Origin of the sequence: Polyangium sorediatum, assembly GCF_029946465.1 — a bacterium.
GTDB lineage: Bacteria > Myxococcota_A > Polyangia > Polyangiales > Polyangiaceae > Polyangium > Polyangium fumosum.
The window spans coordinates 1-23719 of the sequence record NZ_JARZHI010000089.1; the positions used below are offsets into that span (position 1 = coordinate 1).

Annotated in this window: 16 protein-coding genes; 9 read left to right on the forward strand and 7 right to left on the reverse strand. The window is 67.1% G+C overall.

The genetic code is table 11. From position 1 onward, the window contains the following. Positions 1-473: 473 nt before the first annotated feature. Together QHF89_RS44525 and QHF89_RS44530 are read right to left on the reverse strand one after the other, a co-directional pair. Complete coding sequence (locus tag QHF89_RS44525) at positions 474-4067, reverse strand: beta strand repeat-containing protein (RefSeq protein WP_136972801.1); 3594 nt, start codon at positions 4065-4067, stop codon at positions 474-476. Positions 4068-4120: 53 nt separating this feature from the next. Then, positions 4121-5557: a hypothetical protein gene (locus QHF89_RS44530; RefSeq protein ID WP_136972802.1), complete on the reverse strand. Its 1437-nt coding sequence runs from the start codon at positions 5555-5557 to the stop codon at positions 4121-4123. Positions 5558-5783: 226 nt separating this feature from the next. Here QHF89_RS44530 and QHF89_RS44535 point away from each other — a divergent pair, with 226 nt between their 5' ends. Then, on the forward strand, positions 5784-6176 hold the full coding sequence (locus tag QHF89_RS44535; RefSeq protein WP_136972803.1) for a barstar family protein: 393 nt from the start codon (positions 5784-5786) through the stop codon (positions 6174-6176). Positions 6177-6215: 39 nt separating this feature from the next. Here QHF89_RS44535 and QHF89_RS44540 read toward each other — a convergent pair whose 3' ends face one another. Continuing rightward, on the reverse strand, positions 6216-7670 hold the full coding sequence (locus tag QHF89_RS44540; protein ID WP_136972804.1) for an FAD-binding protein: 1455 nt from the start codon (positions 7668-7670) through the stop codon (positions 6216-6218). A 259-nt stretch (positions 7671-7929) separates the two neighbouring features. Here QHF89_RS44540 and QHF89_RS44545 point away from each other — a divergent pair, with 259 nt between their 5' ends. The 3 genes from QHF89_RS44545 to QHF89_RS44555 are packed head-to-tail and all read left to right on the forward strand — an operon-like array spanning position 7930 to position 9241. Next, positions 7930-8121, forward strand: a complete 192-nt coding sequence (locus tag QHF89_RS44545) for a hypothetical protein (protein WP_136972805.1) — start codon at positions 7930-7932, stop codon at positions 8119-8121. Then, on the forward strand, positions 8100-8441 hold the full coding sequence (locus tag QHF89_RS44550; protein ID WP_136972806.1) for a hypothetical protein: 342 nt from the start codon (positions 8100-8102) through the stop codon (positions 8439-8441). Before QHF89_RS44545 ends, QHF89_RS44550 begins: the two co-directional genes overlap by 22 nt. An 11-nt stretch (positions 8442-8452) precedes the next feature. Further along, a complete protein-coding gene (locus QHF89_RS44555; RefSeq protein WP_136972807.1) occupies positions 8453-9241 on the forward strand; it encodes a hypothetical protein in 789 nt (262 codons plus the stop codon). A 10-nt stretch (positions 9242-9251) separates the two neighbouring features. Here the strand turns inward: QHF89_RS44555 and QHF89_RS44560 are convergent, their stop codons facing one another. The 3 genes from QHF89_RS44560 to QHF89_RS44570 all read right to left on the reverse strand — a co-directional run bounded on the left by QHF89_RS44560 (position 9252) and on the right by QHF89_RS44570 (position 13295). Next, the gene (locus QHF89_RS44560; protein WP_136972808.1) at positions 9252-10253 is read right to left on the reverse strand and encodes a hypothetical protein; all 1002 of its coding nucleotides are present in this window, start codon (positions 10251-10253) and stop codon (positions 9252-9254) included. A 33-nt stretch (positions 10254-10286) separates the two neighbouring features. Beyond that, the gene (locus QHF89_RS44565; RefSeq protein WP_136972809.1) at positions 10287-11990 is read right to left on the reverse strand and encodes a VanW family protein; all 1704 of its coding nucleotides are present in this window, start codon (positions 11988-11990) and stop codon (positions 10287-10289) included. Between the two features lie 207 nt (positions 11991-12197). After that, on the reverse strand, positions 12198-13295 hold the full coding sequence (locus QHF89_RS44570) for an oxidoreductase (protein ID WP_136932880.1): 1098 nt from the start codon (positions 13293-13295) through the stop codon (positions 12198-12200). Positions 13296-13508: 213 nt separating this feature from the next. Here QHF89_RS44570 and QHF89_RS44575 point away from each other — a divergent pair, with 213 nt between their 5' ends. Beyond that, on the forward strand, positions 13509-14732 hold the full coding sequence (locus tag QHF89_RS44575; protein WP_136972810.1) for a hypothetical protein: 1224 nt from the start codon (positions 13509-13511) through the stop codon (positions 14730-14732). Between the two features lie 50 nt (positions 14733-14782). Next, positions 14783-18256, forward strand: a complete 3474-nt coding sequence (locus tag QHF89_RS44580; RefSeq protein WP_136972811.1) for a VIT domain-containing protein — start codon at positions 14783-14785, stop codon at positions 18254-18256. A gap of 12 nt (positions 18257-18268) precedes the next feature. Here QHF89_RS44580 and QHF89_RS44585 read toward each other — a convergent pair whose 3' ends face one another. Continuing rightward, positions 18269-19048: a hypothetical protein gene (locus QHF89_RS44585; RefSeq protein ID WP_136972812.1), complete on the reverse strand. Its 780-nt coding sequence runs from the start codon at positions 19046-19048 to the stop codon at positions 18269-18271. Positions 19049-19571: 523 nt separating this feature from the next. Here QHF89_RS44585 and QHF89_RS44590 point away from each other — a divergent pair. The 3 genes from QHF89_RS44590 (at position 19572) to QHF89_RS44600 (ending at position 23716) form a co-directional block, all read left to right on the forward strand. Beyond that, positions 19572-21011 carry a sigma 54-interacting transcriptional regulator gene (locus QHF89_RS44590; RefSeq protein ID WP_284721756.1) on the forward strand — a complete coding sequence of 480 codons (1440 nt, stop codon included), beginning with the start codon at positions 19572-19574 and terminating at the stop codon, positions 21009-21011. 110 nt (positions 21012-21121) lie between these two features. After that, positions 21122-22579, forward strand: coding sequence for a serine/threonine protein kinase (locus QHF89_RS44595; protein ID WP_136972813.1), 1458 nt, complete (start codon positions 21122-21124; stop codon positions 22577-22579). Positions 22580-22594: 15 nt separating this feature from the next. Further along, the gene (locus tag QHF89_RS44600; RefSeq protein ID WP_136972814.1) at positions 22595-23716 is read left to right on the forward strand and encodes a tetratricopeptide repeat protein; all 1122 of its coding nucleotides are present in this window, start codon (positions 22595-22597) and stop codon (positions 23714-23716) included. Positions 23717-23719 lie beyond the last annotated feature (3 nt).

A 23719-nucleotide genomic window follows, 5' to 3' on the forward strand; every position in this document is an offset into this window, starting at 1 on the left:
GATGCGCGAGACCTCCGCACGAATGGCCGCCGCTTGTTGTTCCGTATGCATGTTGAGGCTCCTTCCGGTTGGGAGCCTGGGCACGGGGGCCACGGGACGTCAGGACGGGGGGCGGCGAGGACTTACGTTTGCCTCGCGGCCCACGCCCGCCGAGGGGTCCGACCCCGCGGCTTGCCTCGCCGTCGAGACCTGCGCCCTGATCGGACCCCGCGGCTTGCCTCGTCGTCGAGACCCGCCGGCATGTCCGACCCCGTCACCGGCCTCGCCGTCGAGACCCGCGCCCTGATCGGACCCCGCTCGGGCCTCGACGACCACACCCGCCGGCATGTCCGACCCCGTCGCGGGTCTCGTCGTCGAGGGATCCGGGTGAACTTACGTTGTGGTTCTGTGTAGGTGCAAGACGAGAGGGGGGGCGAGGAGATCGCCGAGGAGCACGGGCGTGCGCCGTTCTTGCACGAGTTCGGCGACCCGTCTCACAGGTCGATGCGTGTCATGAACGCATCGGACTCGCCATTGAACGAGTTATCGTAGCCCGAAACGGCTGCGCCCGAGGCGAAGTTGCTGGAGTTGGTTGCTCCGACGACGACGGCGTCGTCGCCGATCAGCGCCACGTCGCGGCAATAATCGTTGAAGCTGCCACCGAGATACGACACGAAGGTGAAGTCCGGCCATCCGTTGGTGTCGTCGATCCGCGCAATCACAGCGTCGAAACCGCCCTTCAGGTTGGTTCCTTGCGAGACGGGCGCGACCGTCGAAAGGTTCGAAGAATCGGTGTAACCCGCAAAGGTGGCGACACCTGTGGACGGATTCACGACGACACCATAAAGGTAGTCGTTGTTGGTGCCACCGAAATAAGTCCAGAATGGGATGCTCTTGCCATCGGGGCTGAGCTTGACGAAGAGGCCATCGGTGTTCCCGTTGCGTAGACCAGCGAGCGCAGGCCAATCAACAAGAAGGTCGTCCGATTGTGTCTCGCCGACGATATTCGCGTTGCCCATATTGTCGACCGCGATATCGCGAGCAATGTCGTACCGAGCGGCGCCCAAGAACGTGCTGTAAACGAGCGCTGCCCCAGTTGGCTTGAGCATTGCTACGAACGCATCGGAGTTGCCAGCGTAGGCGGTTTGGATGACGTCCTGCGTGGTGGGAAAGTTTATCGAGTAGGTGCCTCCGACGACAAACGCATGGCCGATACCATCGGTAGCGACACCCAGCGCCGTGTCGTTACTATTCCCACCGAGAAAGGTTGAGTATACAAACACGGGCACTGCCCCGGTCAGGTCAATGCGCGTTACGAAGGCATCAGAAGACGCGTCTTTTGTCCCTTGGAGCACGCCCGCCGTCACGGGAAAATCTACGGAGAACGTCGTCCCCGATACGAATGCTTGGCCGCTACTGTCGACGACGACATCATTGGCGATGTCGCTAGAAGCCCCGCCAAACCGGAAGCTCGTCGTGAAACCGTTGCCTGCGCTGTTCAGCCGCGCCAAGAACGCATCATTGTTGCCGAGGGGCCCTACAACTGCCGGCGGGTTCCCGGCGGGAAAGTTGGTGCTCGTCGAATGTCCCACAACGGTCGCTCGCCCCGTGCTGTCGACAGAAATGCCTGTCGCATAGTCGGCGCCAGCGCCGCCGATAAACGTGCTATAGAGCATCGTATTCGACATCGAGTCGAGTTTCGTGACGAAGGAGTCCGCGTACCCACCAGCATAGACCCCGCCGGCCGTCGTAGAAAATCCGCTCGATGTGGTGTTACCCGCTATATAGACGTCCTTGCCGACCGTCGCGACGGCGTTGGCTTCCTCCGCAGCTTGACCATCGACGAACGTGCTGTATTGGAGCGACCAGCCATTGAGGGCGAGTTTACTGACCACGGCGGAGGTGCCGCCGGCGAAGGCCCCATCATAGATGCTGAAGCCAGGCGCGGCGACGACGGGGAAATTGATGGATGTCGTCGTGCCACCGACGTAGATGCCATTCGCATCGACCGCGATATCATACCCATCATCGGCCCCGCTGCCGCCGAGAAGGGCGTTGAACGACAAAGTTGGGGCACCATTGAGAAGCTTCGTCACAAAGATGTCCGCCCCCGCACGGCCGGGTGAGCTATACGCCGACGCGGCGCCACCAAGAAACGCCGTGGATGAGGTCGTGCCCGTCACGAAGATATTGCTCGACGCGTCCACCGTAACGCCACGCGCGATGTCATCCTGCGTGCCCGCGAGGCGTGCAAGCCAGTACCTGCTCCAGCCGGAATAGTCGGTTTTGACGACAAATGCGTCCTTGCCTCCGATCGTACCGAATTGCGACGTGCTGTTAAAGGGGGTCGAGAACGCGCTGGAGGTCGTGTCTCCTACGACATACGCATAGCCCGATTGGCTATCAACCACGACCCCTCGCCCAACATCGTCTTGTGGGCCTCCGAAATAGGTAGCACCTTCCAACGAACTCCCGTAGAAGCTGACTAAAAATGCATCAATGCCTCCGTTATGAGACGTGTCTGCACCCCCGGAAGAAAGAACAGGGCCAAAGTTCGTGGACGCCGTTTCGCCTGTGACAACAACGTAACCCCAGGACGTCGTCGCAATGCCCCGCCCGACATCATTGCCCGAACCTCCAAGGTACGTGCCAAACACGCGAGCGCCTGCAGGTGACCATTTCGTCAAGAATGCGTCCGACAATCCGCTCGCCACTTTGAATGGCGCGTCGGCCGTCGTGTGGAAGTTGGTCGACGTCGTGGAGCCCGTCACGTACCCGTTTCCGCTCGTATCCAGGGCAACGCCATACACGAAGTCGTCGCCATTTCCCGCCGTGAGCCCGCCGTGGTAGGAGCTGAACACGAAATCCGTACCCGTCGCGTTGAGCTTCGCGACAAATCCCTCCGCAGTGCCGGCGCGGAAGCCCTGTGCAGCCGACTTGGTCGGCCATGTGCCCGTCGTGGAGCCGACAACCCAAGCTTGTGAAGCGCTATCCACGGCGATATCATAAGCGATGTCGTTTCCCGCTCCGCCGAGGTAGGTACTGTATTCGAGGTTGGATCCGTTCGCGTCCAGCCTCGCGACGAAGACATCATTTCCGCCGTTGTATGTCGTGTCCTTTCCGTTCGGCGCAGGAAACAACGTGCTCGAAGTGGTATCTCCCGTGATGTACGTCCGACCGCTGGTGTCGAGCGCGAGGGCGCGACCGTTGGTGGTCGTCGCGCTGCCGAGATAGGTATTGTAGATGAGCGCTGGATCGATGATGAGCGGCTTCGAACGGTCGTAATCACCCAGCTCATAATGCACGGCGCCGTTTGCTTCCAAGCGAAAGCGCACCTCGACGAGCATGTTCTCCCCGTCGATGTTTTGCCATGCGATCGGGGCCGTTTCGATCAGCGTGTCCTCCCCGCTCTCGCCGTCACGTTCGGCCGTCCCGACGACGACGATGAGGTTTCCCGTTTCATCGTCGATTCGTTGTTCGGTCGCGCCTTCATATGTCCACCGCACGAGCGCGGGGTTGGCGAAGGGCGCGACTTCGACGGTGCTTTTCAGGTTGGCGTCGACACCCTCGTACCGTACGCGGATGTTGGGGTAGAGATCCTCATAGACGAGTCCAGCATAGGTGGGGATGTTGGTGCGCCACGCCGAGGGGTCATCACCAATGAGGAAGTTCGCCACGCCCGGTAGGCGTTCGCCGGTGGTCACGTGGGCAGAGGGCTTTGCGTCGAGGAATTTGATCTTTACAGTCCTGAAGCGCTCGGCGCTCTCCGCCCCCTCGTCGCTTTCTGCTCCTCCGGTGTCGTGTTCGTGCCGCATCACCGCCCCCTGCGAGCGCGGCAGCGAGAGCGTGGGGCCTTCCGCCGTAAAAAACGCCATTCCACCGAGCGCACGCGCCTGGAACTGGACGGCGCGGTCCGTTTGTCCCTGGTTGGTGATGAACGAAATCGGCAGCTTGCCTGAGCCAGGCGCCATCTTCGCCTCTGTAGAATCACTACAGCCAGGCGTGGCGGACATGGGCAAGGCGAAAAGAACGGCGCTCAGGGCGCCAGCAGAGGTATGCCTACGCAGGTGTTGGTTCGTCTTTCGCATGGTAATCACTCCTCACGATCCGCAAAGCGTCGCCGTTGGACCTGCGGACATGCTCAATGTGGGTGTCCGCTTGTTCCCGTGAGAACTTCAAAGTTTCCCAGATATAGCCATTTGTGCTCACACATGCGGCGCTGTATCTCGTTGTATGCAATGGTTCGCCCTTCCAATGGTTCCGTCACCGTTGTCGCGCCAGCGAGGAACGCAGAGAGCGTCGATGGCTGGTTTGCGGATCGCGGCTGGATATGGAAGTTGTTGGTGTTGGTCTCCGCGGGGCTATGGCAACCGTTGCACGTCGAGAGGCCAAAGAGGCGACGAACGTCCCCTGCGGTGTTGGGATAGGGCACCGAAACGAGATCCATATCTGGAGCCCACACGCCGAATGGATTCGTTGCCGTTGTGATTGGTCGCGACGAGCTTGCCAGCATGGTCCCTGGCACCACATGCGTCCCGGCCAAAATGGCAGACATGTTGTTGTTCATGTAGCTCGTCAGCGTTGGCGAGAAATCGAACGAATTGCGCGGAGTACGTACGAGCGTCGAAGGGAGCAGGTACTTGTTGTTGAGGGTGCATGACGTGTTGGGTCGGCACTGCAGCCTTTGCTCGCGCAGTTCGAAGACAGCCGTCGCATTGCCGTCGAACGATTTTTCAGCCGTACGCACCTGACTAATGGCGCTACCATTCGGAGACGCCGCGCTTGCGTTGGCCTTGGCAAACAGCTCGGTGATATCAGCGAGCGCGTTGTTGTACTTCTCTCCCGCCGTCAGCGCACCGAGCGCGTGGAATTTTGATGCCCACGTGAACGCCGCGATCGACGTCGGCAGCGCATATTCAAGAATGACCGTCGCATCGAGGGGCGACCCATCCATCTTCGTGAACCCAAAAACGAAGCGCCCTTCGCCCGCTCCGCCACCATAGCCGGGCAAACGAAGGTCGGTACGATTCACGATCGCGAGCAGTCGGAAAGGGGCCTTCGTGAGGTCGAGGTTGCAAGCACCGTCCGCCGAGTCGACCTTTACGCCTGGAGTGCACGTCGTAACCCCATCGGGTTTTTTGCTCACGGCGCGCCAAGGGTCGATGATATACGTGCGAATATTGCTCCGCACGGCGAGCGTCTGGCCGTTTACGCTCTGAGCTTCCTCAAAGGACTCGAGCCATTTCAGGATGAACGTCGACGTGTTGACCCCTGTGCCTGTCATCTGCTGCATCAAATAGCCAAATGTCCATTTGGCGAGGTGATTCTTGTTCGCGCATGCATCAGGACTCCAGCCGGTTCGGCATGGATCATTCACGACATCGAGGGCGGTGATGACAAGCTCTCGCTGAGCATTGACGTCGCTCACGTCCACCGGACAGGTATAGACCTCGGCAAGCTCGGCTTGCCCAATTCTGCCTTCCTCGTCGGCGATATCTGCCGAGGCACAGCCCGCAGATACTACACATCCGAGCGCAACGACGGATCTCGAAAGGCGAACGTTCAACTGGTTCATCATGGCTCCACACCCTGCGCCAGAGCGCTCGGTAAAGGAAAACGGTCGTTGGGAGCGTAGTGCTCTTGGTCCATGGCGCCGGGGTCGGCCGTGTGCCGTCATCCTTTCGGATCGCCCAGACCAACGGCCATCATGCAGAGCTGCAGGACGAAACGCTATACGCAAAAAGTACTAGGACCATAACCGACCACCGTGGCGCTAGGTCTGACACTCACCAGAGCAGCCAACGATGCAGATCGGCGGCTGGCAGATCACGAACGAGACCTCCTGCCACCGCGTATTCGCGGACGCCTTCGGGTTCCCGGGCTTCTACGGCTGCAACCGGGATGCCTTCTGGATTGACTGCATGTGCTGTCTCGATGCGCCGGAAGCCGAGATGTCTTCCGTCTGTGTCGCGTCGGGCGAGCTGCTCATCATTCAAGTGAGCTATGCGAGCAGGTTCAGAGCTTCCTGTCCCAAAGTCAGCACGCGATCGGTGATTCTCGAAAGGCAGAAGAGCATCGCTGCCATCAAGTATCTTCGAGCCCAGCTCGGGTGTTCGCTGTCGGCCGCGAAAGACATCGTCGACGCCGTTCAGCCATGGTGGCCTCGCGGGCGCGGAGCGCGGCCCGTCCGATGTTGATGAACATCACGACGGACCGCGCCGAGGCGTGAAGCCGCCTCAGAAAATCCCGTGCCCCGGCGTGAGCACGTAGTCGGGATCGTATTCTTCCTTCGCAGCCACGAAATCGGCCCACGCGTCGCCGAAGTGGTCCTGCCAGTCGGCCTGCGTGACGTCGAGCGAGCCGATCGGGTACCGTTTTCCTCCGAGCGGCACGAGCTCGTCGTAGACGGCGCGGTTTTGCGCGACGAGACCCGCGACGGCCTCCGGCGGGGCGAAGCGCAGCAGGCTGAACAGAAACACGTGCTCCGTGTCGGGCAACGCGAGGAAGGGCGTCGTCACCTTGTCCCTCCGGAAGGCATAAAAAAGGATCGGACCTCCGCCCATCGTCGAAGCGTCCTCCTCGGCGAGCCTGCTTTCGACGAACGCCGCCGCATCCGGGCCCGGCACGAAGACGTCGATCCACGGGTGCGGCAATGCCCAGGCGCCGACCGATTGCAGGAACGCCACGGTGGCCGCGATGCGGTTCGCGAAATCGAAATACGTGACGTCGTTCGTGACGACCGTGCCCGGGACGAAGGAGAGCCCCGCGAGCATGGCGCTGTCGTCCGGCGGCGTGCCCGGCGTGAAGTATTTCGTCGCTTCGAGCTTGTAGATGGGGGCGCCCGCGGGCTGGAGCTCCGCCATCCCTTCGAGGTAATCGAAGCGCTGGTCGTCCGCGAGCGCCATTTGATCCGCCGCGAAGACGGCAGCGTCCGTATAGGTGGCCGTGTAGACGCGCGCCATCGGGGCGACGTCGACGAGGCGGATCCGCGCCCGCACGATGATCCCGAATTGCCCGAGCCCGCTTCGCACCGCGTGGAAGAGAGCCGCGCGTTTCGTGGGGGAGCACTTGACCCGCTTGCCTTCCCCCGTGACGACCTCCAATTCGAGCACGTTGTCGACCTGAAGCCCGTGCCGGGACACCTGGCCGCCGATTCCCCCCATGGACAGCGTGCCGCCGACGCTGAGCTCGATGTAATCGGTGAGCGTGGGCGGGCTCTTGCCGAGCGGGACGGTGACGGCGAGAATCTCGCTCCACCGCACGCCCGCATCGACGAGCACGCTGTGCGTGCTGATTTCGTGGATCTCCGCGAGCGCGCGCATGTCGATGACCACGCCCACGTCGAGCTGCGCCTGGCCGTACGTGCTGTGGCTCTCGCCGAGCCCACGCGAGCCGGCGACCGCAAACCCGAATTTGCGGGCGAATTTCACGATGGCGACGATGTCGTCCACCGAGCCCGGGACGAGCACGGCGCTCGGCGTCTTGCTGATGATGTGACCAAAATCGTCGGCGGCTTGGGTTCGCGTCGCTGCGTCGAAGAGGAGCTCGCCGTCGAGCTTGGGGATCTTCACCTTTCCCGGCCCATGATGCGAGGCCCAGGCTTTCGTGGTGGGATCAAAGGCGACCACGGCCACGGCCGCGGCGGCCACGACGGTCTTCAGGAAACGACGGCGCGCAAGGGAATCGGGCATGAAGGGCTCCTCCTGTTCGGCATCGGATGCAGGTGTGGGGCCAGGCCCATGCGTGGACCTGGCCCGATCGGATCGCAATCGGGACATTCGAGCCGTGGACGAGGGCGAATGGCTCGCCTTCGCGCTCGACTCCGCCCGGAGGATAGCCTTTCCGGTCGTGTGTGTCGCTCTTTTGAAGCTGGCCACCAAGGATCCGGGTGGACTTACGTTGTCGGCGCGTGTAGGTATCGGGTTCGTTCCAACGTTGGGGGAGGATGTCGTGACCGGCGAGCGCGAACGATGGCCGACGGAACTCCGGCTCCTGAATGGCGCCTTGGCGATGGACGGCGACTCTCTCGTCCTTCACGCGGTGGATCAAGACCCTCACATCGGGCTCGCGGTGGCCCGCAGCGCCGTGAAGGCAATGGCGGCCGAGATGGAGGAGGGGCGATGCGCCACGGCAAAGTCGTGACCCGAATCCCGATCGAGGAACTCTGGACGGCCGATGGCGCGTTGGCCGCGACGCGCCTCCGTACCCTCGACCGCGTCGCCATTCGCGACCTCTTACGCCGTGGTCCCGTTCGGTTCGTGGTCGCCGATGTCGGCCATTGCCTGAGGTGGATCCCACCCGCCGAAAGATTCGATTTCTGGAAGCGCGACGGCGATCCACACCTCGTCGAAACGGACGAGATTCATCTCGAGGACTTCCCCCATCGCATGGCCTACCTGGCGTCCGAATGGACCGTTGCCGGTGACGAGGCCCCCATTCTCCTTCTGGAAGTTTACCATTGAAGGATGCTTCCATGGCTGCATCTCCTTCCGACATCGAGAGCATCCCCGGGTTCGAGGACTGGTTCGTGGGGGAGCCCGATACGTCGCGCGGGGAGCCGGCCGCGATCGTCGAGGTTGACGGCATCGGTTGCACGTTCTCTCGATCGCTCACCGAAGAAGAGCGGGCGGAGGTCCTCAGCTTTTGGGGCCGCCACGTCGACGCACACAAGGAATACCGACTGATAGGGACCCTCTCGTTGCCTCTCGCGGAGATCTCCGTGGAGCGCATCGACGAAATTCGCACGTTCGCGTATGGGACCGAGCTCGCAGGCGGGTATGGCGGTCACTGGCCGAATTTGGAATCGACCGTGATTCTCTATTTCGGCGCGCGCCGCGACGCCGCCGAGAAGAAGCTCGCAGCGCTCGGGCCGAGGGTGTATGGCCGGCGGATCGTGGACAGCGACGGAGAATGCCTTTTGATCGGGCGTCTCCAGATTCCTCTCCGCGAGTCGTTGGGGACGAGCGCCGAGGTGGAGCGTTACATCAAGCTCGCACGCAAAGAGATCGGCGACGATACGTTCGATGCTCCGCCGAGGTTTCTTGCAGAACTATCCATGATCTTCCACGAACGCGCTGCGGCCGAGGCCATGCGTCCGCGATTCGGCGCCCTCGGGCTCGGGACCAAGGTCGTCGAGGAGGTCCGCGCCTCGGCGCGTTCGCAGGTCATCGCATGGCAGCATGGCTGGCTGGCCAAGGCAGGGCGCGTCGAAGAGCGGATGACGGAGCGGGGCTCCTGGTGGGATCGGCTCTTGCGGCGCTAAGGCGCCGGGCTCAATCCTCGCGCACGAGGAGCTTGCGCAGGAGCTCCAGCGGATGGAAGCCGAGCATCTCCTCGAGCTCTCCATGCTGCGCGCTCTTCGCGGCCCGATCCCACAATCGCTCGATCGACCCCGCCACCACGCCGTTCGAATCGACGCGCTCCATCACCTTGCGCATCGCCAGAAACGCCGCGCGGCTCGCGTCGATCCCCAGCGGGATCGCCATCGGCGCCGGGAGCGGCGAAAGGATGATGTCGCGCACGAACGCCGCGCGCGCCCACGCGCCCGGGCTCGGGTCCACTTCGAGCGCGCGGAAGCTCGCCGTCTCCGCATAACAGCCGAACGCGATGGGCCCGACGCGATCCTCGATCGCATGCGAGAGGTGCCGGTAGTCGCGGCGCCAGTCGCCCGAGAGCAGGCCCATGTCGCCGCGGATCTCGTCGGGGCCGAGGATCAAGCTGATGCCGTCCTGTCCGCGACGCAGCGCCACGCTCGTCCAGAGCTCGCCGCCCTCGAAGATGCCGAGCACCAGCGCCTTGCCGATCGGGCACACCGCGTCGAGGCTCGTGCGCACCATGCCCGGTGTCGGGATCGGCACACCACGCAGGCGCAGCGGCCAGGCCGAGAGGCGGCCCGCCGCGAGCTCGGCCTGCGCGAGCGAGAAGAGCGTGAGCGTCTGCGTGGCGAGGTCGTCGCCTTTGCGCGCGCGCGAAGCGAAGCGCTCCATGATCCGCTCGAGCGTGCCGCTCTCCAGCACGATGCAGAAGCTCGCCTCGTGGCGCTTCGCGAGCTCCTCGGCGGTCATCGGCCACGTGATGTCGCCCGTGCCGAGGCGGCCGACGTTCGTGTGCAGGAGCTTGCGGAGGCGGCCGTGGTCGTGGATGGCGATCACGCCGCCGCGCGGGCGGTTCGGATCACGCAGCTCGCCCGTGGTGCGTCGGGGCCGAAAGAGCGACAGGACGCGGACCCAGTCCGTCGCGGTGAACCCCTCGAAGCGTACGTGGGGGGAGAGCACGGCGGCGCAGGGTAGCCCGAGGCGCGGAGGTTGTCAGGTCCCGCTCTCGGCCGCGGGCTTCTTCTTCTTGCGCTTCTTCTTCTTGCCCTTGTCGTCCTCGGGCTTCTTGGTCTTGCCCTCGTCCTTCGACTCCGCCGAGGCAGGCTGCGTCGCCGACGCCTCGCCCTCGCTCGCGCCTTCGGCCGTGTCCTTGCTGCGGTAGTGCGAGAAGCCGAGCTTCTCGTAGTAGCCTGGCTTGCCCGTCTGTCCGGGCTCGCGGCTCTCGATCGTGCCGCCGCCGGGCTGGGGCTCGGTGACGCCCGGCGTGCGGATGTCGGGGCCCTGCGTGACCACGAGGTACTCGTCCACGACGTACTCGGGGTGCTCGTCGTCCTTCGCCTTGGTGTCGAGCTCCTTCGGGCCCGTGCCGACGTTGATGATCTGCGCCGTCGGCGGGTACGAGTCGCTCCACTTGTAACGAAGCGCGTGCGCGCCGTCGCGCACGACGCGCGAGCTCGTGGTCTTGAAGCCGGGGATGCCGCGCTGCGCGAGCACGCGCATGCCCTCGGGGAGCTTGGGCGTCTGGCGCTCGACCTCCTCGAACGGGAGGGTCGCGTCGATGCGCCGGAAGTACGTGACCGTGTGGCGGCGCTCGGGGCCGAGGATCTCGGCGCGCACGACGCCGTTCGAAACGGTCTCGTGCAGGACGATCGGGAAGTCGAAGGGGTTGCGGAAGCGGAAGCTGATCGTCGGGTAGACGACGGTCGCGTCGAGGCCGAGCTTGATGTAGGAGCTCGGCCGCGAGTGGGGGTAGCGCTCGACGATGTCGAGGCCGGCGAAGAACGCCGCGCCGTGCAGGGTGCCGGAGATCTGGCAGGTGCCGCCGCCGAGGCCGTCGACGAGCTCGCCCTGCGCGATGACGGTCGCGACGCGGTAGCCGTGCGCCTCGTCGCGCGGGCCGACGACGTCGTTGAAGTCGAAGATCTCGCCAGGCATGACGACGGCGCCGTCGAGCTTCGAGGCCGCGAGGCGGAGGTTGTACGTGCGGTCCCGCGTGCGTTCGCCTTGCGTGTAGCGCGTCTCGAAGTAGCCGAGCACGTGGCCGAACTCGACGTTGCCGAGCTGTTCGGCGCGGCGCTTCGGCGGGACGGTCTCGACGGCGGCCGCGACCTCGTCCGCGCCCTGGCGGAAGGCCGCGTCGATGCGCGCGATCGTGCCGTAGACGTCGAGCCGGTGGCCGTCCTTCTCGGGGACGAGTTTTTTCTGGGCGAGGTCGACGTAGGCGTCGGTCGCGGCCGCGTCGAGCTCGCTCTTCAGCGCGAGGAGTTTGTCGACGGCGGCCTCGGCGTCGAGGATGAGCGGCAAGGGGACGTCGAGCGGCTTGCCGGGGTTCGTGCTGTCGTGGGCGCGGCGAAGGGGGCTCTCGGGGCGGAGCGCCTCGCGCACGAAGCCGGCGAGGCGGACGCGGTCGATCTCGGCGCCGAGCGCGCCGCGGCGGATCTTGCGGCCCGTGCCGTCGGGCAGCTTGATCGTGATCTCGCCGGTCGCGTACCTGCGCACGAGGTCGAGCGCGTTCGCGACGGGATCCCCCTGCATCGGCACGGTCATGCCGGCGACGTGCAGCGCGGGCGTGGGATGCACGACGGGCGCCTCGGGCGCGGGCGGCAGGAGGAGCCACGTGATGCCGAGGCCGGAGGCGATCGCGACGGCGGCCATCGCCGCATACCGTTTCACCTCGGAGGATCGCGGGGCTCGCATCGCCCGGGCATCTTGGAAAGAGAGGGGCGAGGCGTCAAGGGAACGGCGCACTGCAACAGTGTTGCAAAAGCATCCGGGGTGGTTTAGAAGAGACGTCGTGGCACGGCGGTTCGTTGGTCGACCGCCGTGCGTCACGCCGCTCGCGGGGGCGCGGGTTCCGGGACCCCTTCTTCTCCGCGCCCTCGCGAGCGTTTTTCTGACAGCGCGCTAGCGCGCTTCGTCAGCGACAAAACCCTTCCAGCGGCGCATGTAGTTGACGAAGGTCTCGCCAAGGCCCCGCGCGCGAAGCTCGTCGGGCGTGGCCGGAGGCCTCGTCGGCTGCCACGCGGGGTCCCGCGAGGCGCGCGGCCAGTCGGGGTTCAGGATGGCGGCGCGGCCGAGCGCGAGGGCATCGGCGCCTTGTTCGAGGAGCGACGTGGCCTCGGCGCGCGTCCAAATCTTGCCCGCGACGAGGAGCGGGACGTCCGCCGGGAGCGCGCGGCGGAAGAGCGGGATGGGATGCTCGTCGGGGCGCTTCTTCGTGTTCGCGAAGCTGTCCCAGAGCGAGACGTGGAGGAAGTCGATCCCGTCGTCGGCGAGCCACCCGGAGAGCGTGAGGTTCTCGTCGAGGTCGAGGCCCTTCGACTGCGCCATGTCCTCGGGCGAGATGCGCATGCCGACGAGGAACGACGCGGGCACGGCGGCACGGACGGCGCGCGTGGCTTCGCGCATGAGGCGCGCGCGGTTCTCCAGGGAGCCGCCGTAGGCGTCGTCGCGCTTGTTGCCGGTGGCGCTCAGGAACTGGCCGAGGAGGTAGCCGTGCGCGCCGTGCAGCTCGACGCCGTCGAAGCCCGCGCGGCTCGCGCGTACGGCGGCGTCGCGGAACGCGGCGATCACGCGCTCGATGTCCTCGCTCGTCGCGGCGCGCGGGTTCGCAGGGTCGCTCTCCATCTCGCTCGCGCTCCACGGGCGCGTGCCGATGAGGCGCGCGTCGGCGCGGGCGCCGCCGTGGAAGATCTGCACCATGGAGACGGCGCCGTGCTCGCGCAGCGTGGTGGCGAGGCGCGTGAGGCCCGGCAGGAGCCGATCGTCGAAGATGCCGAGCTCGCCGTCCCAGCCCTGGCCGTCCTGCGTGACGTGCGAGGCGCAGGTGGTGATGACGCCGAAGCCGCCTTCGGCGCGGAGCTTCAGCCAGCGGTGCTCGTCGTCGGAGAGCGCGCCGTCGGCGTGGCTCTGGAGGTTCGTCATCGCGGCGAGGGCGACACGATTGCGGGCCGTGCGGCCGTTGCGGAAGGTGAGCGGTTCGAAGAGGTCTTTCGAGGCCATCGTGCGGCGAGGCTAGCAGCGTCGGAGGCGCGGGCCATCCTCGGACACACAATGTCCGAGTGGCGGGCTTCGTTCATTGAAATGCGCCGGGCGATCCATTAAAGAAAGCAGACGTACCGCGGCCCGGAAGAGGGACGTGGCGAGGGCGGGCCGGACGCGCCGGCTGCCCGCGCTGCGCGGCGCGCGGACACGACGTGTTTTCACGAGGCTCGCATGAACCTTGCTGCACAGCGCACGCCCGCGGCGCGCTCGAGCGTGGACGCTCGTTTCGTCGCCGATGAATTCCTCAGCCTTCGCGGCCGCGCCGTTCGATGGGAGCTCGCCGCATGGTCGGGGGCGATCTCGCAGGCGCTCGCCCGCGCGCTCGCGCAGAGCCGCGAGGAGCGGCTGCCGGCGCTCGCGCCGTGCTTCGAGGAGGCGACGATCGTCGCAGGGCACCTCGGCAGGCACGAGGACGCGCGCCGCATCGCCGAGGCCGCGGTCCGTTTTTATGCGACGACCGCGCGGCAGAAACGATCGGCCGAGGCGCTCGCGTTCGCCGTCTCCGCGCTCGTCGGGCTCGGCGCCGCGGAGCGCGCGGCAGGTCGCCTCGACGAGGCGCTCTTGCACCTCGGGCGCGTGCGCTCGCTCGGGCTCGGCGCGGAGATCGGCGCGGGGCTCTTGCGCGTGTCGCGCGCGCAATGGGAGAGCGTGCTCGCGCTCGAGCCGGCCGCGGCGCGGGCGATCGCGCTCGCGTCGGCGACGGAGGCGCTCTCGGCGTTGCTCGCGGCGCGCAGGCTCGAAGACGTCGTCTCGCTCGCGCTCGTGTCGCGCCGCGGCGCGACCGATCCCCCTGCGCTCGAATGGGCCCGCAAGGAGGCTGCGCTCTCCGCGCTTTGCCACCTCGGCCGCCCTGACGAGGCGCTCGCGCTCGCCGCGCGTTACACGGTGGAGGCGGGCGAGGCCGAGCGGCTCGTCTTCGAGCTGCGCCGCGCCGAGGTGCTCGCGTGTTTTGGCGACGCTTCGAAAGCGCGCGCGCTCGCCGAGGTGGTGCTCGGGCACCTCGAACGCAAATGGCGGTCGCGCCCCGGCACGCTCGAAGACGTCCGGCTCGCCGCGCGCGTGGCGAGGCTCTGCGCAGAGCTCGGCGAGGCGGCCTCGGCCGATTTTTGCTGGGCCGCGCTGGCCGAGGCGCTCGCGATCGGCGACGTGCCGCTGCAAGCGGAGCTGCTCGTGCACATCGTGGAGACGGACTGGGATCAGGAGCGGCGCGACGACGCCTCGGAGCTTTTGCGCGCCGTGGCGCTCGGCTCGGGGTATCGATTGCCGGCGGCCGAGCACCTGATTTCGCCCGAGGACGGACCACGCTCGTCGCGCTCGGCCGATGAACGTGCGCCTGGCTTCACCTCGCTCGTCGCCTCGCTCTGCGCGCTCGATCCGGGGCGGCGCACCTCGTGAACAACGGTAGAACGCCGCGCCGATCGGTGTAGCATCCGTCTCGGCCCGCCATGACCGATCCCACGACCGACCGAATCACCCAGGGCAGCATGCGCACGTCGAGCGGCGCGCCTTTGCCGCTCGAACACACCGACGTCGAGGCCAAGATCGACGGCCCCGTCGCGAGCGTCACGCTGAAGCAGCGTTTTCGCAACACGACGGGCGGGCCCATCGAGGCCGAATACCTCTTCCCGCTCCCGCACGAGGCGTCGGTGCACACGATGCGATTTCGCATCGGCGCGCGAACGGTCGAGGCCGTCGTCAAGGAAAAGGAAGAAGCGAAGCGTGCCTACGAGGCCGCGCGACGCGAGGGGCGCAGCGCGACGTTGCTCGAACAGGATCGGCCGAACCTGTTCACGTTGAGCGTCGCGAACATCCCGGACGGCGAGACGATCGAGGTGACACTCGGTTATCAGGAGAGGCTCGCGTTCGACGAGGGCGAGTGGCGCTTCGTGTTCCCGATGGTCACGGCCGAGCGCTACCACGCGAGGACGGCCGCCGACGTGCCGGGCGCGGGGGCGATTCGCCCGCCGCGCGCGGCGACGGGCGAGCGGAAGGCGGACGTGAGCGTCTGCGTGGAGATCCGCGCCGGCGTGCCGATCGAGCCGCCGCGCTCGCCCTCGCACCGGCTCGACGTCGAGCCCCTCGAAGGCGGCGCCTTCCGCGTGAAGCTGCACGCGTCGGAGACCGTGCCGAACCGCGATTTCGTGCTCGCCTACCAAGCAGCGCACGACAAGGGCGTGCGGCCTCGGGTTCATTTCGAGCGCCAGGCCGACAAGATGGGCACGTTCCTGCTCGTCGTGACGCCGCCCGTCGCGCCGATCGAGGATCTCTCGCTCGCGGAGGCGGGCCCGGGCGGCGATCACCGCACGTTCCGCTGCAACAACTGCGGCGGCGCGCTCCGGGATCCTTCGGTCGTGAAGGAATGGCCGGGCCTCGGGCCGGCGTGGAAATGCGAATACTGCGGCGTGGTCGTGGCGGCGACGCGCGAGCTCGCCAAGGTGGGGCTGCCGCGGGACGTCGTCTTCCTTGTCGATCGATCGTGCTCAATGCGCGGCCAGAGCCTCCCGCAGGCCCGTCGCGCGGTGCGCTTGATCCTCGATCACCTCGGGCCGGGGGATCGCGCGCAGGTGTTCGTGTTCGATCACGACCGGATTGCCGCGGACAAACAGGGGGAGACGTTCGTCCCGATCACGAAGGAATGGGTCGAAGAGATCGACGTGTTCCTGCGGAGCATGACGGCGCGCGGCGGCACGGAGCTCGAAGAGGCGCTCGTCCGCGCGGCGAAATTGCCCACCGAGAAGGGGCGGACGCGGCTCGTCGTGCTGCTCACGGACGGCGCCGTGGGCAATGAGGGGCGGATCTTCCGGCGCGCGCCGGAGATCCTGGGCAAGGAGACACGCCTTTACGTGCTCGGCGTGGGGCCTTCCGTGAATCGGTATCTCGTCGAACGGCTCGCGCGGGCGGGCGGCGGCGCGAGCGACGTGCTTTTGCCCGGCGAGGACGTCGAGACCGTCGTGCCGCGGTTCGCGCGTCGCGTCCGTCAGGCCGGCCCCGTGCTCACGAACCTGCGGTTGTCCTGGGATGATGCCATGCCCGTGGACGTGTATCCGAGCCCGGTGCCCGAGCTCTTTGGGGGACAAACCGTGCAGCTCCTCGGGCGGTTTGCCGGGTCGGGGAAGAGCCGGCTCGTGCTCACGGCGGAGCGCGCGACGGGCGAGCCGTTCCGGCAGGAGGTCGACGTGGAGCTGCCGGAGCAATCCGAGCAGATCCCGGGGCTCGAGCGGCTGTGGGCGAGGCTCCGCATCGACGCGCGTTTGTCGCGGCTCGCCGAGGCGCCCGGCGAGGCGGCCGAGGTGCGCTTGGAGGTGCTCGCGCTCGCGCTCAAGCACAAGCTCCTGAGCCCGTACACGGCGCTCGTGGCCGAGGACAGCGAAAAACGCGTCGAGGGACCCGCGAAGAAGGTGCAAATGGAGGCCGTGGCCTCGCACGCGGACGGGGGCGAGGACGAATTCGAGGACGCGGAAGACGCGCCGGCCGCGGAAGGCGGAGGGCCGTTCGTCGAAAAGGCGAGGCGGGAGAGAGGGGGCGGTGGCATGGATATGCTCTCCGCGCGCTCGCTGTCTGCCCCGCCCGTGGCATCCGCCGGCCCGCGTGCTGCGGCGGCGCGACCCGCGATGGCCAAGGGCGCCGCGCCCCCCGCGCCGGGAGCGCCTCCGCCGCCCTCCCCGGCGTTTGGCGCGCCACCCGCGGCCAAGGCGGCGCCGCCGCCCGACCTCGCCTCGGTCGAAGCGTCCAAGTCCAGGGGCGGCGGAGGGTTTTTCTCGAAGGTGAAGGAAGCCTTCGGGATCGGCGGGAAAGCAAAAGAGGAAGCGGCGTCGGCGACGATGGATTTCATGCCGATGGAGGAGCCCGAGGTGGCGGACGACGACGCGCTGTCCATGCCGCCCGACCTCGCGGTTCTCGAATCAAGCGCCCCCGCCCCGAAACCGGTGGCCGCGCCTGCGCCCGCGAGGTCCGCGCCGCAAGGCCGCTCGCAGAATGCACCATCGTTGCAATCGAACGACTCCGAGGCGTATTCGCCCGAGATGCTCGCGCGCGTGGCGAGCGCCGGGGTCGGCGAGCTCGATCTCGTGTTCCTCGTCGACGAGACGGGCAGCATGGGCGAATACATCGAGCAGGTGAAGCGCAGGCTCGTCGAGATCATCGACGCCCTCCGTCACGCCCCGCTCTGCCGCAGCCTGCGCCTCGGAATCGTGAGCTATCGCGACCATCCCCCGCAGGATCGCTCCTTCGCGAGCCGCGTCGTGCCCCTCACCGACGATATCGCTTCGATCAAGAAGGGCGTCGAGCGCATGGAGGCCTCGGGCGGCGGCGACGGGCCGGAGTCGGTGACGGACGGGCTCTTCGACCTCGTGCGGCTCGATTGGCGGCCCCGCGCGGCGCGTGTCGTCGTGTGGGTCGGCGACGCGCCGCCGCACGGCGTGGAGCCCTCCGGCGACGCCTTCCCCCAGGGCTGCCCTTGCGGGCACCACTGGTATGCGCAGGCCGAGAACGCCCGCGAGATGGGCATCGTCATTCACGCCGTCGGCTGCCTGCCCACGCTGCGCCAATACGTGGGCGCCGAGGACGTGTTCAAGACGGTGGCGCGGACGGCCCGCGGCCTGTATTTGCCGCTCGAACGCGCGCTCCTCCTCATCCCGATCATCACCGGCGTCGCCGAGACCGAGCTCGACAAGCAACGCATCGAGGAGCACATCGCGGAGGTGCTCGCGAAATACGAAAAAGAGCTCGTCCCGGCCGATCAGGAGGAGCGCGTCCGTTTCGTGACCGACGTCCTCCGCCAGGGAAACGTGCGCCCGCGTGGCCTCGTGTACGACCCTTCGATTCCTGGCCCCTCGCCCCTGCGCTTCCGCGAGATCACGTCGGCCGACGTGGAAGAGGGGATCGAGCGGCTCCGCAGGGTTGCGCGCACCTCCCTGTAAAACCCATTCCACTCAGAAGCAGGCCTCGGGCTGCGAGCTCCGCGGATTCGAGGGCCGCTCGCCGGTGATCGCGCGCGCGCTCGCCTGCGCGGCCTGCACGCATTCGCGCAAAAAATGCCGGTAGATGTCGAGCGCGCCGGCGCCGATCTCCGCGAGCTGCTCGGCCGCCTCCGGCATCCCGTCGAGGATCGTCTCCAGCGTCGCGGCATAAAGCGCTGCGCGCTCCACGCCGATGGTCGCGCGCTTTCGCAGCCACGTGAGCCGCTCGGCCATGTCCGCGCCGAGCACGCGCTGGGACTGGAGGAGCAGCCCGATGCTGAGCGCGCTCGTGATGCGCTCGATCTCGTACTGGATCGCGGCATACCCGAGGGGCAGGTCGGCCCCGAGGACCTCCTCGTTCAGCACGCGATAGGCCCGCATGACGACGGTCGGGCGCTCGGCCAGCATGGCGACGTCGAGGGAGATGCCGCACCGCATGCTGATGATCTGGGCGACAGAGCGCGCGTCGCGCAGGACGAGCGAGGCGCGGACGTCTTCCTCCGCCGCGTGCTTGCGGAACGACTGGGCGATGGCGTCGAGCCCGAGCTTGTCGCATTGCTCGGCGGCGCGCCTCGACCAGCGCGCGGTCGGTTGCATGAGATAGGGCGTCCGAGCGAACCATTCGAGCAGGAAGCACTCGACCAGGACGGGGGACGCGTCGGCCGCCAAGATCTCGCCGAGGACGTGGTCATTTTCGACCTCGGCGCGGAGAGAAAGGAGGCGTGGTTCGTAGAGGGTCTTCAAGCTGTTCATAGGGAGAACCTCGCGCCGATGTTTTTGCATTCGCCATGCCACGAGAGAAAAAGGCCGAGAAACTGCATCCGTCATGGGATTGTCGAGCCGATTCTGCTCGATTGGCGCTTCGCGGGCCCTCGTTGGGGCAGAAATGGACTGACGCGCATGCCCTACGGTGATGCTTTGCCTCATCAGGTCTGCGGCGCAGGTTCCCCACCGCGGCGCGCCGCTCCGCACCGGCACAACTTGGTGCAGTTTCACACAGGGAAGTTGACTGTTGACAAGGAAACGTTTTTCGTGTGGAGGGCTCCACGAGGCGGCCTCGTCGTTGGCGTGGAGGGGGCAGACGCCTGGGAAAAGGAAGCCGGACCACCGTGTCTACGTTGGACAGCCGCTCCGCGAGGGGACACACGGCCCGCGCTCACCTCGGCGCTGGTTCGAAGCGAACGCCCCGACGCATGGTGGCTTGCGTTTCGGGGCGTGCTCGACCTACGGTTCCGCGAGCGGTGCTGTCCATCGGAACGAAGGGAACGACGAGAACGTGAAGGGGCGCCTCGAGCTCGCAGTCTTCGCCGCGGGCGGCGTCACCCGTCACCCGCTGCCCGCCGAGGGGAAGGTGATCCTCGGCCGCGCCGAGGAGACCGATATCCGGATCGACGACGGCTCGGTGTCGCGCCGTCACGCGCTGATCCACATCGGACCCCCCTTGCGCATCGAGGACCTCGGCAGCGCGAACGGAACCACCGTGCGTCGCGAGAAGGGCGCAGGCGGGACGGTGCGCCTGCTCGACACGCGCGTCGAGCCTGGGAAACTCGTGGAGTTCGGCGTCGGCGACGCCATCAACCTCGGCTCGACGATCCTCGTCGTCCGCAAGCTCGAAGACGAGGAGCCCGAGGTGCGCGGCGAGGGATCGCCGAGCAGCTACGTCATCCGCGACGAGGCGATGAAGCGCCTCTACGCGCTCGCCGAGCGCGTCGCCGAGGGCCCGATCAGCGTGCTTTTGCTCGGCGAGACGGGCGTCGGCAAGGAGGTGCTCGCCGAGACGATCCACCGCAAGTCGCCGCGCGCATCAGGGCCGTTTCTGCGGCTCAACTGCGCGGCGCTCAGCGAGTCGCTGCTCGAGAGCGAGCTCTTCGGTCACGAGAAGGGCGCGTTCACCAACGCCGTGCGCTCGAAGCCCGGCCTCTTTGAAACCGCGGAAAAAGGTACGGTTTTCCTCGACGAGGTCGGCGAGCTGCCGCTCGGCATCCAGGTGAAGCTCTTGCGTGTGCTCGAGGACCGCCAGGTGATGCGCGTCGGCGGGCTCGCGCCGCGTCCCATCGACGTGCGCTTCGTCTCCGCGACGAACCGCGACCTCGCGTTCGAGGTGCAGAAGGGCACGTTCCGCCAGGACCTCTACTTCCGGCTCAACGGCATCGCGCTCTCGATCCCACCCTTGCGCGAGCGGCGTTCGGAGATCGAGCCCCTCGCGCGGACGTTCGCGGCGCGCGCGGCGGCGTCGATCGGCAGGAGCCCGCTGGAGATCACGCGCGAGGCGCTCGCCGCGATGACGAGCTACGAGTGGCCGGGCAACGTGCGCGAGCTGCGCAACGCCATCGAGCGCGCCGTCGTGCTCTGCGAGGGCGCGATCCGGCCCGAGGATCTCGTGCTGGAGGGGCGCGTGCAAGGCACGGCGTCTTCGCCGCGCAACGTGCCGCTTACGGGCACCGTCCCGCTCACGCCGATGGACCCGTCGCTGTCACCGTTCTCGATCGCTGCCGACGACGCGACGTCGCAGCTCCGCGGCAGCGTGGTCGATACGGCCTCGCTCGGCAGCTTGCGAGAAGAGCTCGGCTCGCTCGAGCGGCAGCGCATGATCGACGCGCTCGAAAAATGCGCGGGCAACCAGACCGCGGCGGCGGCGATGCTCGGAATGCCGCGACGTACGTTCGTCTCGAAGCTCTCGGCCTACAACATCCCTCGGCCGCGGAAGAAGGGCTAGGGTCGGGGCGGCCCCGTGGGGGGGTCGGGGATTACGATCGCGCGTGAAGCGTAGGATCTTGGTCCCCAGCGCCTGAACTCTGGCATAATGGGGAATCATCCGAGGAACGCATGGGCGCCCCGAGCGTGGTCTTTCTCCCGACTGGAACGCTATTTCACGAGCGTTATCGTGTCCTTCGGGGCATCAAGGCGGGCGCGATGGGCGCGGTCCACGAGGCGCGCGACGAGCGCACGCATGGCCTGTGCGCGCTCAAGGTGATGCTCCCCGGCGTGCTCGAAGATGCGGTGCTGCGGGATCGGTTCGCCCAGGAGGCGCGGATCACCGGCGAGATTCGGAGCGATCACGTCGTGCGCGTGACCGACGCGGGCATCGATCAGATCACGAGCATGCCCTTCCTCGTGATGGAGTTGCTCCACGGCGAGGAGGTCGGCGCGATGCTGAAGAAGCGCGGCCACATCCCGATCGACGAGGCGCTCGTCTACCTCGGGCAGGTCGCGTTCGCGCTCGACAAGGCCCACGCCGGGGGCATCGTCCACCGTGATCTCAAGCCGGGCAACCTGTTCATCGCGGAGCGCGATGACGGCTCGCCGTGCGTGAAGATTCTCGATTTCGGCATCGCGAAGATCGTCTCCGAAGGGACGAACTCGAACATGACGCAGGCCGTCGGGACGCCGACGTACATGGCCCCCGAGCAGATCGCCGGCAAGAGCAGCCAGATCGGCCCCGCGACTGACATCCACGCGCTCGGCCACATCACGTATACGATGCTCACCGGCGAGGCGTACTGGCAGGAAGAGGCGCGCGAGCACGGCGTGTACGCGCTCATCCGCCGCGTCGTCGAGGGGCCGGAAGAGATGCCCTCGGTGCGCGCGCTGCGCCGCCGCGGCATGGTCTTGCCGGCCTGGTTCGATGGCTGGTTCGCCCGCGCGACGGCTTTGCACCCCGAGGATCGTTTTCAGCGCGCGACCGAGGCGATCGCGGAGCTGCGCGACCAGTATGCGGAGTCGGGGCCGGACTCGTTCCGGATGAACTTGACGATCCCGCTCGTGCGGCGCTCCGATGCGCCGGAGCGGCCGCTCGAAGAAGCGTCGACGACCCGCGCGTCGGTCGCGTTGATTCAGGCCTCGACGCCGCCTGCGCCGCCGCCGGCACGGTCGCGCTGGACGACGGCCGCGCTCGTCACGCTCGTTTGCAGCGTGCTTACCCTCGTGGGTGGGCTCGGGGTGCGGGCGCTTGTCAGCGCGGGGCCGCTCTCGGTCGCGCGCGCGGGATTGCCCGACACCGTGCCTTTGCCGCCGATCGCCGCGGGCGAGGCGCCGCGCACCGAGCTCGCGAAGCCCGCGTCGCCCTCGTCGCCGCTGGAGGTGGGCGCGGAGCGGGTCGAGGTCGAGCCTTCCCCCGCGGCCGGCACGCCTGCGGCCGCGCAGACGACCGCATTGACCGGAAAAACCGGATCGCCCGGGCAAACGGTCCGCCCGGCTTCGACCCAGGCGCCCCCTCCGTCCACGAAGAGCACGGGGACGAAGTCGACCCGCAAGCCTTACGAGCCTCCGAGTTCGATCGATTAGGAGACGGCTTTGCGCATGATGAGCGGAAAACCCGGCGCGTGGATCGTTCGTTCGCTCGTCGCGCTCGGGGTCGTCCTCGTCGCGTCGGGCGCACACGCGGGAGACCCGGCCGACGAGGCCCGGGCGACGGCGTTGTTCCAGGAGGCGCGCGCGGCGTTCATCGCGGGGGACTACGCGACGGCGTGTCCGAAATACGAGGAGGTCGTGCGGCTGCGCCCCGGCCTCGGCGCCCGCATCGGCCTCGGCGATTGTTATCGGAAAATGGGCCGGCTCGCGCGGGCGTGGGAGACGTACCGCGCCATCGTGGAAGACGCGGCGCGTATTGCCTCGACGTCGAAGAGCTTTACCGAGAAATCGACGGCGCAGAAGCGCGGCGATGAGGCGAAATCGCGCATGGGCGAGATCGAGCCGCGGCTCGGCTGGATCACGGTCGCCGTGCCCGAGGCGGTCCTCGCCTTGCCGAATGTCGTCGTCACCCTGGACGGGGTCCCGCTCGTGCGCGAGGCGATCGGGAAGCGATTGCCGGCCGAGCGCGGCGAGCACGTCGTCGATGCCAGCGCGCCCGGGAAAAAGTCCTGGGAGAAGAGCTTGGCGATTGCCGAAGGCGCGGAGCTCACGGTCGCGGTGCAGGCGCTCGAGGACGAGGCCGCGCCGAAGCCCGAGCCGAAGACGACCCCGGAGACCAAGGGGCAGGAGCCGCCCAAGGGAGCGAACACGGCGCCGACGACGCCGATGCAGGGCCTCCCCGGGCCGCGGGAGCCCCGCGCGCCCGACCGCACTCCGGAGGCCCCGAAAGAGAGCTTTTTCAGCACCCAGCGTGTCCTCGGGCTCGGGCTCGGGATCGCGGGGCTCGGCGCGGGCGCCGTGGGCACGTATTTCGGGCTCCGCGCGGTGCAGAAGCGCGACGAGAGCGAGGTGGACGGGCATTGCGCCGGCAACACCTGCAACGAGTTCGGCTATGACGCGCGCCGTGATGCTTATCAGTCTGGCAACATCTCCACGGGGCTCTTCATCGCGGGTGGCGTCGTGTTCGCCGGTGGCCTCGCGCTCTTCTTGACGGCGCCGAAGCGCACGAAGACGCAGACGACGGCGATCCTCGTGGGTCCTTCTTCTTTTCTTTGGACGGGGCAGTTCTAGCGC

Coding starts and splice junctions, on each gene's coding strand:
- QHF89_RS44525 (WP_136972801.1), bottom strand. CDS start 4,067: ATGCGAAAGACGAACCAACACCTGCGTAGGCATACCTCTGCTGGCGCC.
- QHF89_RS44530 (WP_136972802.1), bottom strand. CDS start 5,557: ATGATGAACCAGTTGAACGTTCGCCTTTCGAGATCCGTCGTTGCGCTC.
- QHF89_RS44535 (WP_136972803.1), top strand. CDS start 5,784: ATGCAGATCGGCGGCTGGCAGATCACGAACGAGACCTCCTGCCACCGC.
- QHF89_RS44540 (WP_136972804.1), bottom strand. CDS start 7,670: ATGCCCGATTCCCTTGCGCGCCGTCGTTTCCTGAAGACCGTCGTGGCC.
- QHF89_RS44550 (WP_136972806.1), top strand. CDS start 8,100: ATGCGCCACGGCAAAGTCGTGACCCGAATCCCGATCGAGGAACTCTGG.
- QHF89_RS44555 (WP_136972807.1), top strand. CDS start 8,453: ATGGCTGCATCTCCTTCCGACATCGAGAGCATCCCCGGGTTCGAGGAC.
- QHF89_RS44565 (WP_136972809.1), bottom strand. CDS start 11,990: ATGCGAGCCCCGCGATCCTCCGAGGTGAAACGGTATGCGGCGATGGCC.
- QHF89_RS44570 (WP_136932880.1), bottom strand. CDS start 13,295: ATGGCCTCGAAAGACCTCTTCGAACCGCTCACCTTCCGCAACGGCCGC.
- QHF89_RS44575 (WP_136972810.1), top strand. CDS start 13,509: ATGAACCTTGCTGCACAGCGCACGCCCGCGGCGCGCTCGAGCGTGGAC.
- QHF89_RS44580 (WP_136972811.1), top strand. CDS start 14,783: ATGACCGATCCCACGACCGACCGAATCACCCAGGGCAGCATGCGCACG.
- QHF89_RS44585 (WP_136972812.1), bottom strand. CDS start 19,048: ATGAACAGCTTGAAGACCCTCTACGAACCACGCCTCCTTTCTCTCCGC.
- QHF89_RS44595 (WP_136972813.1), top strand. CDS start 21,122: ATGGGCGCCCCGAGCGTGGTCTTTCTCCCGACTGGAACGCTATTTCAC.
- QHF89_RS44600 (WP_136972814.1), top strand. CDS start 22,595: ATGATGAGCGGAAAACCCGGCGCGTGGATCGTTCGTTCGCTCGTCGCG.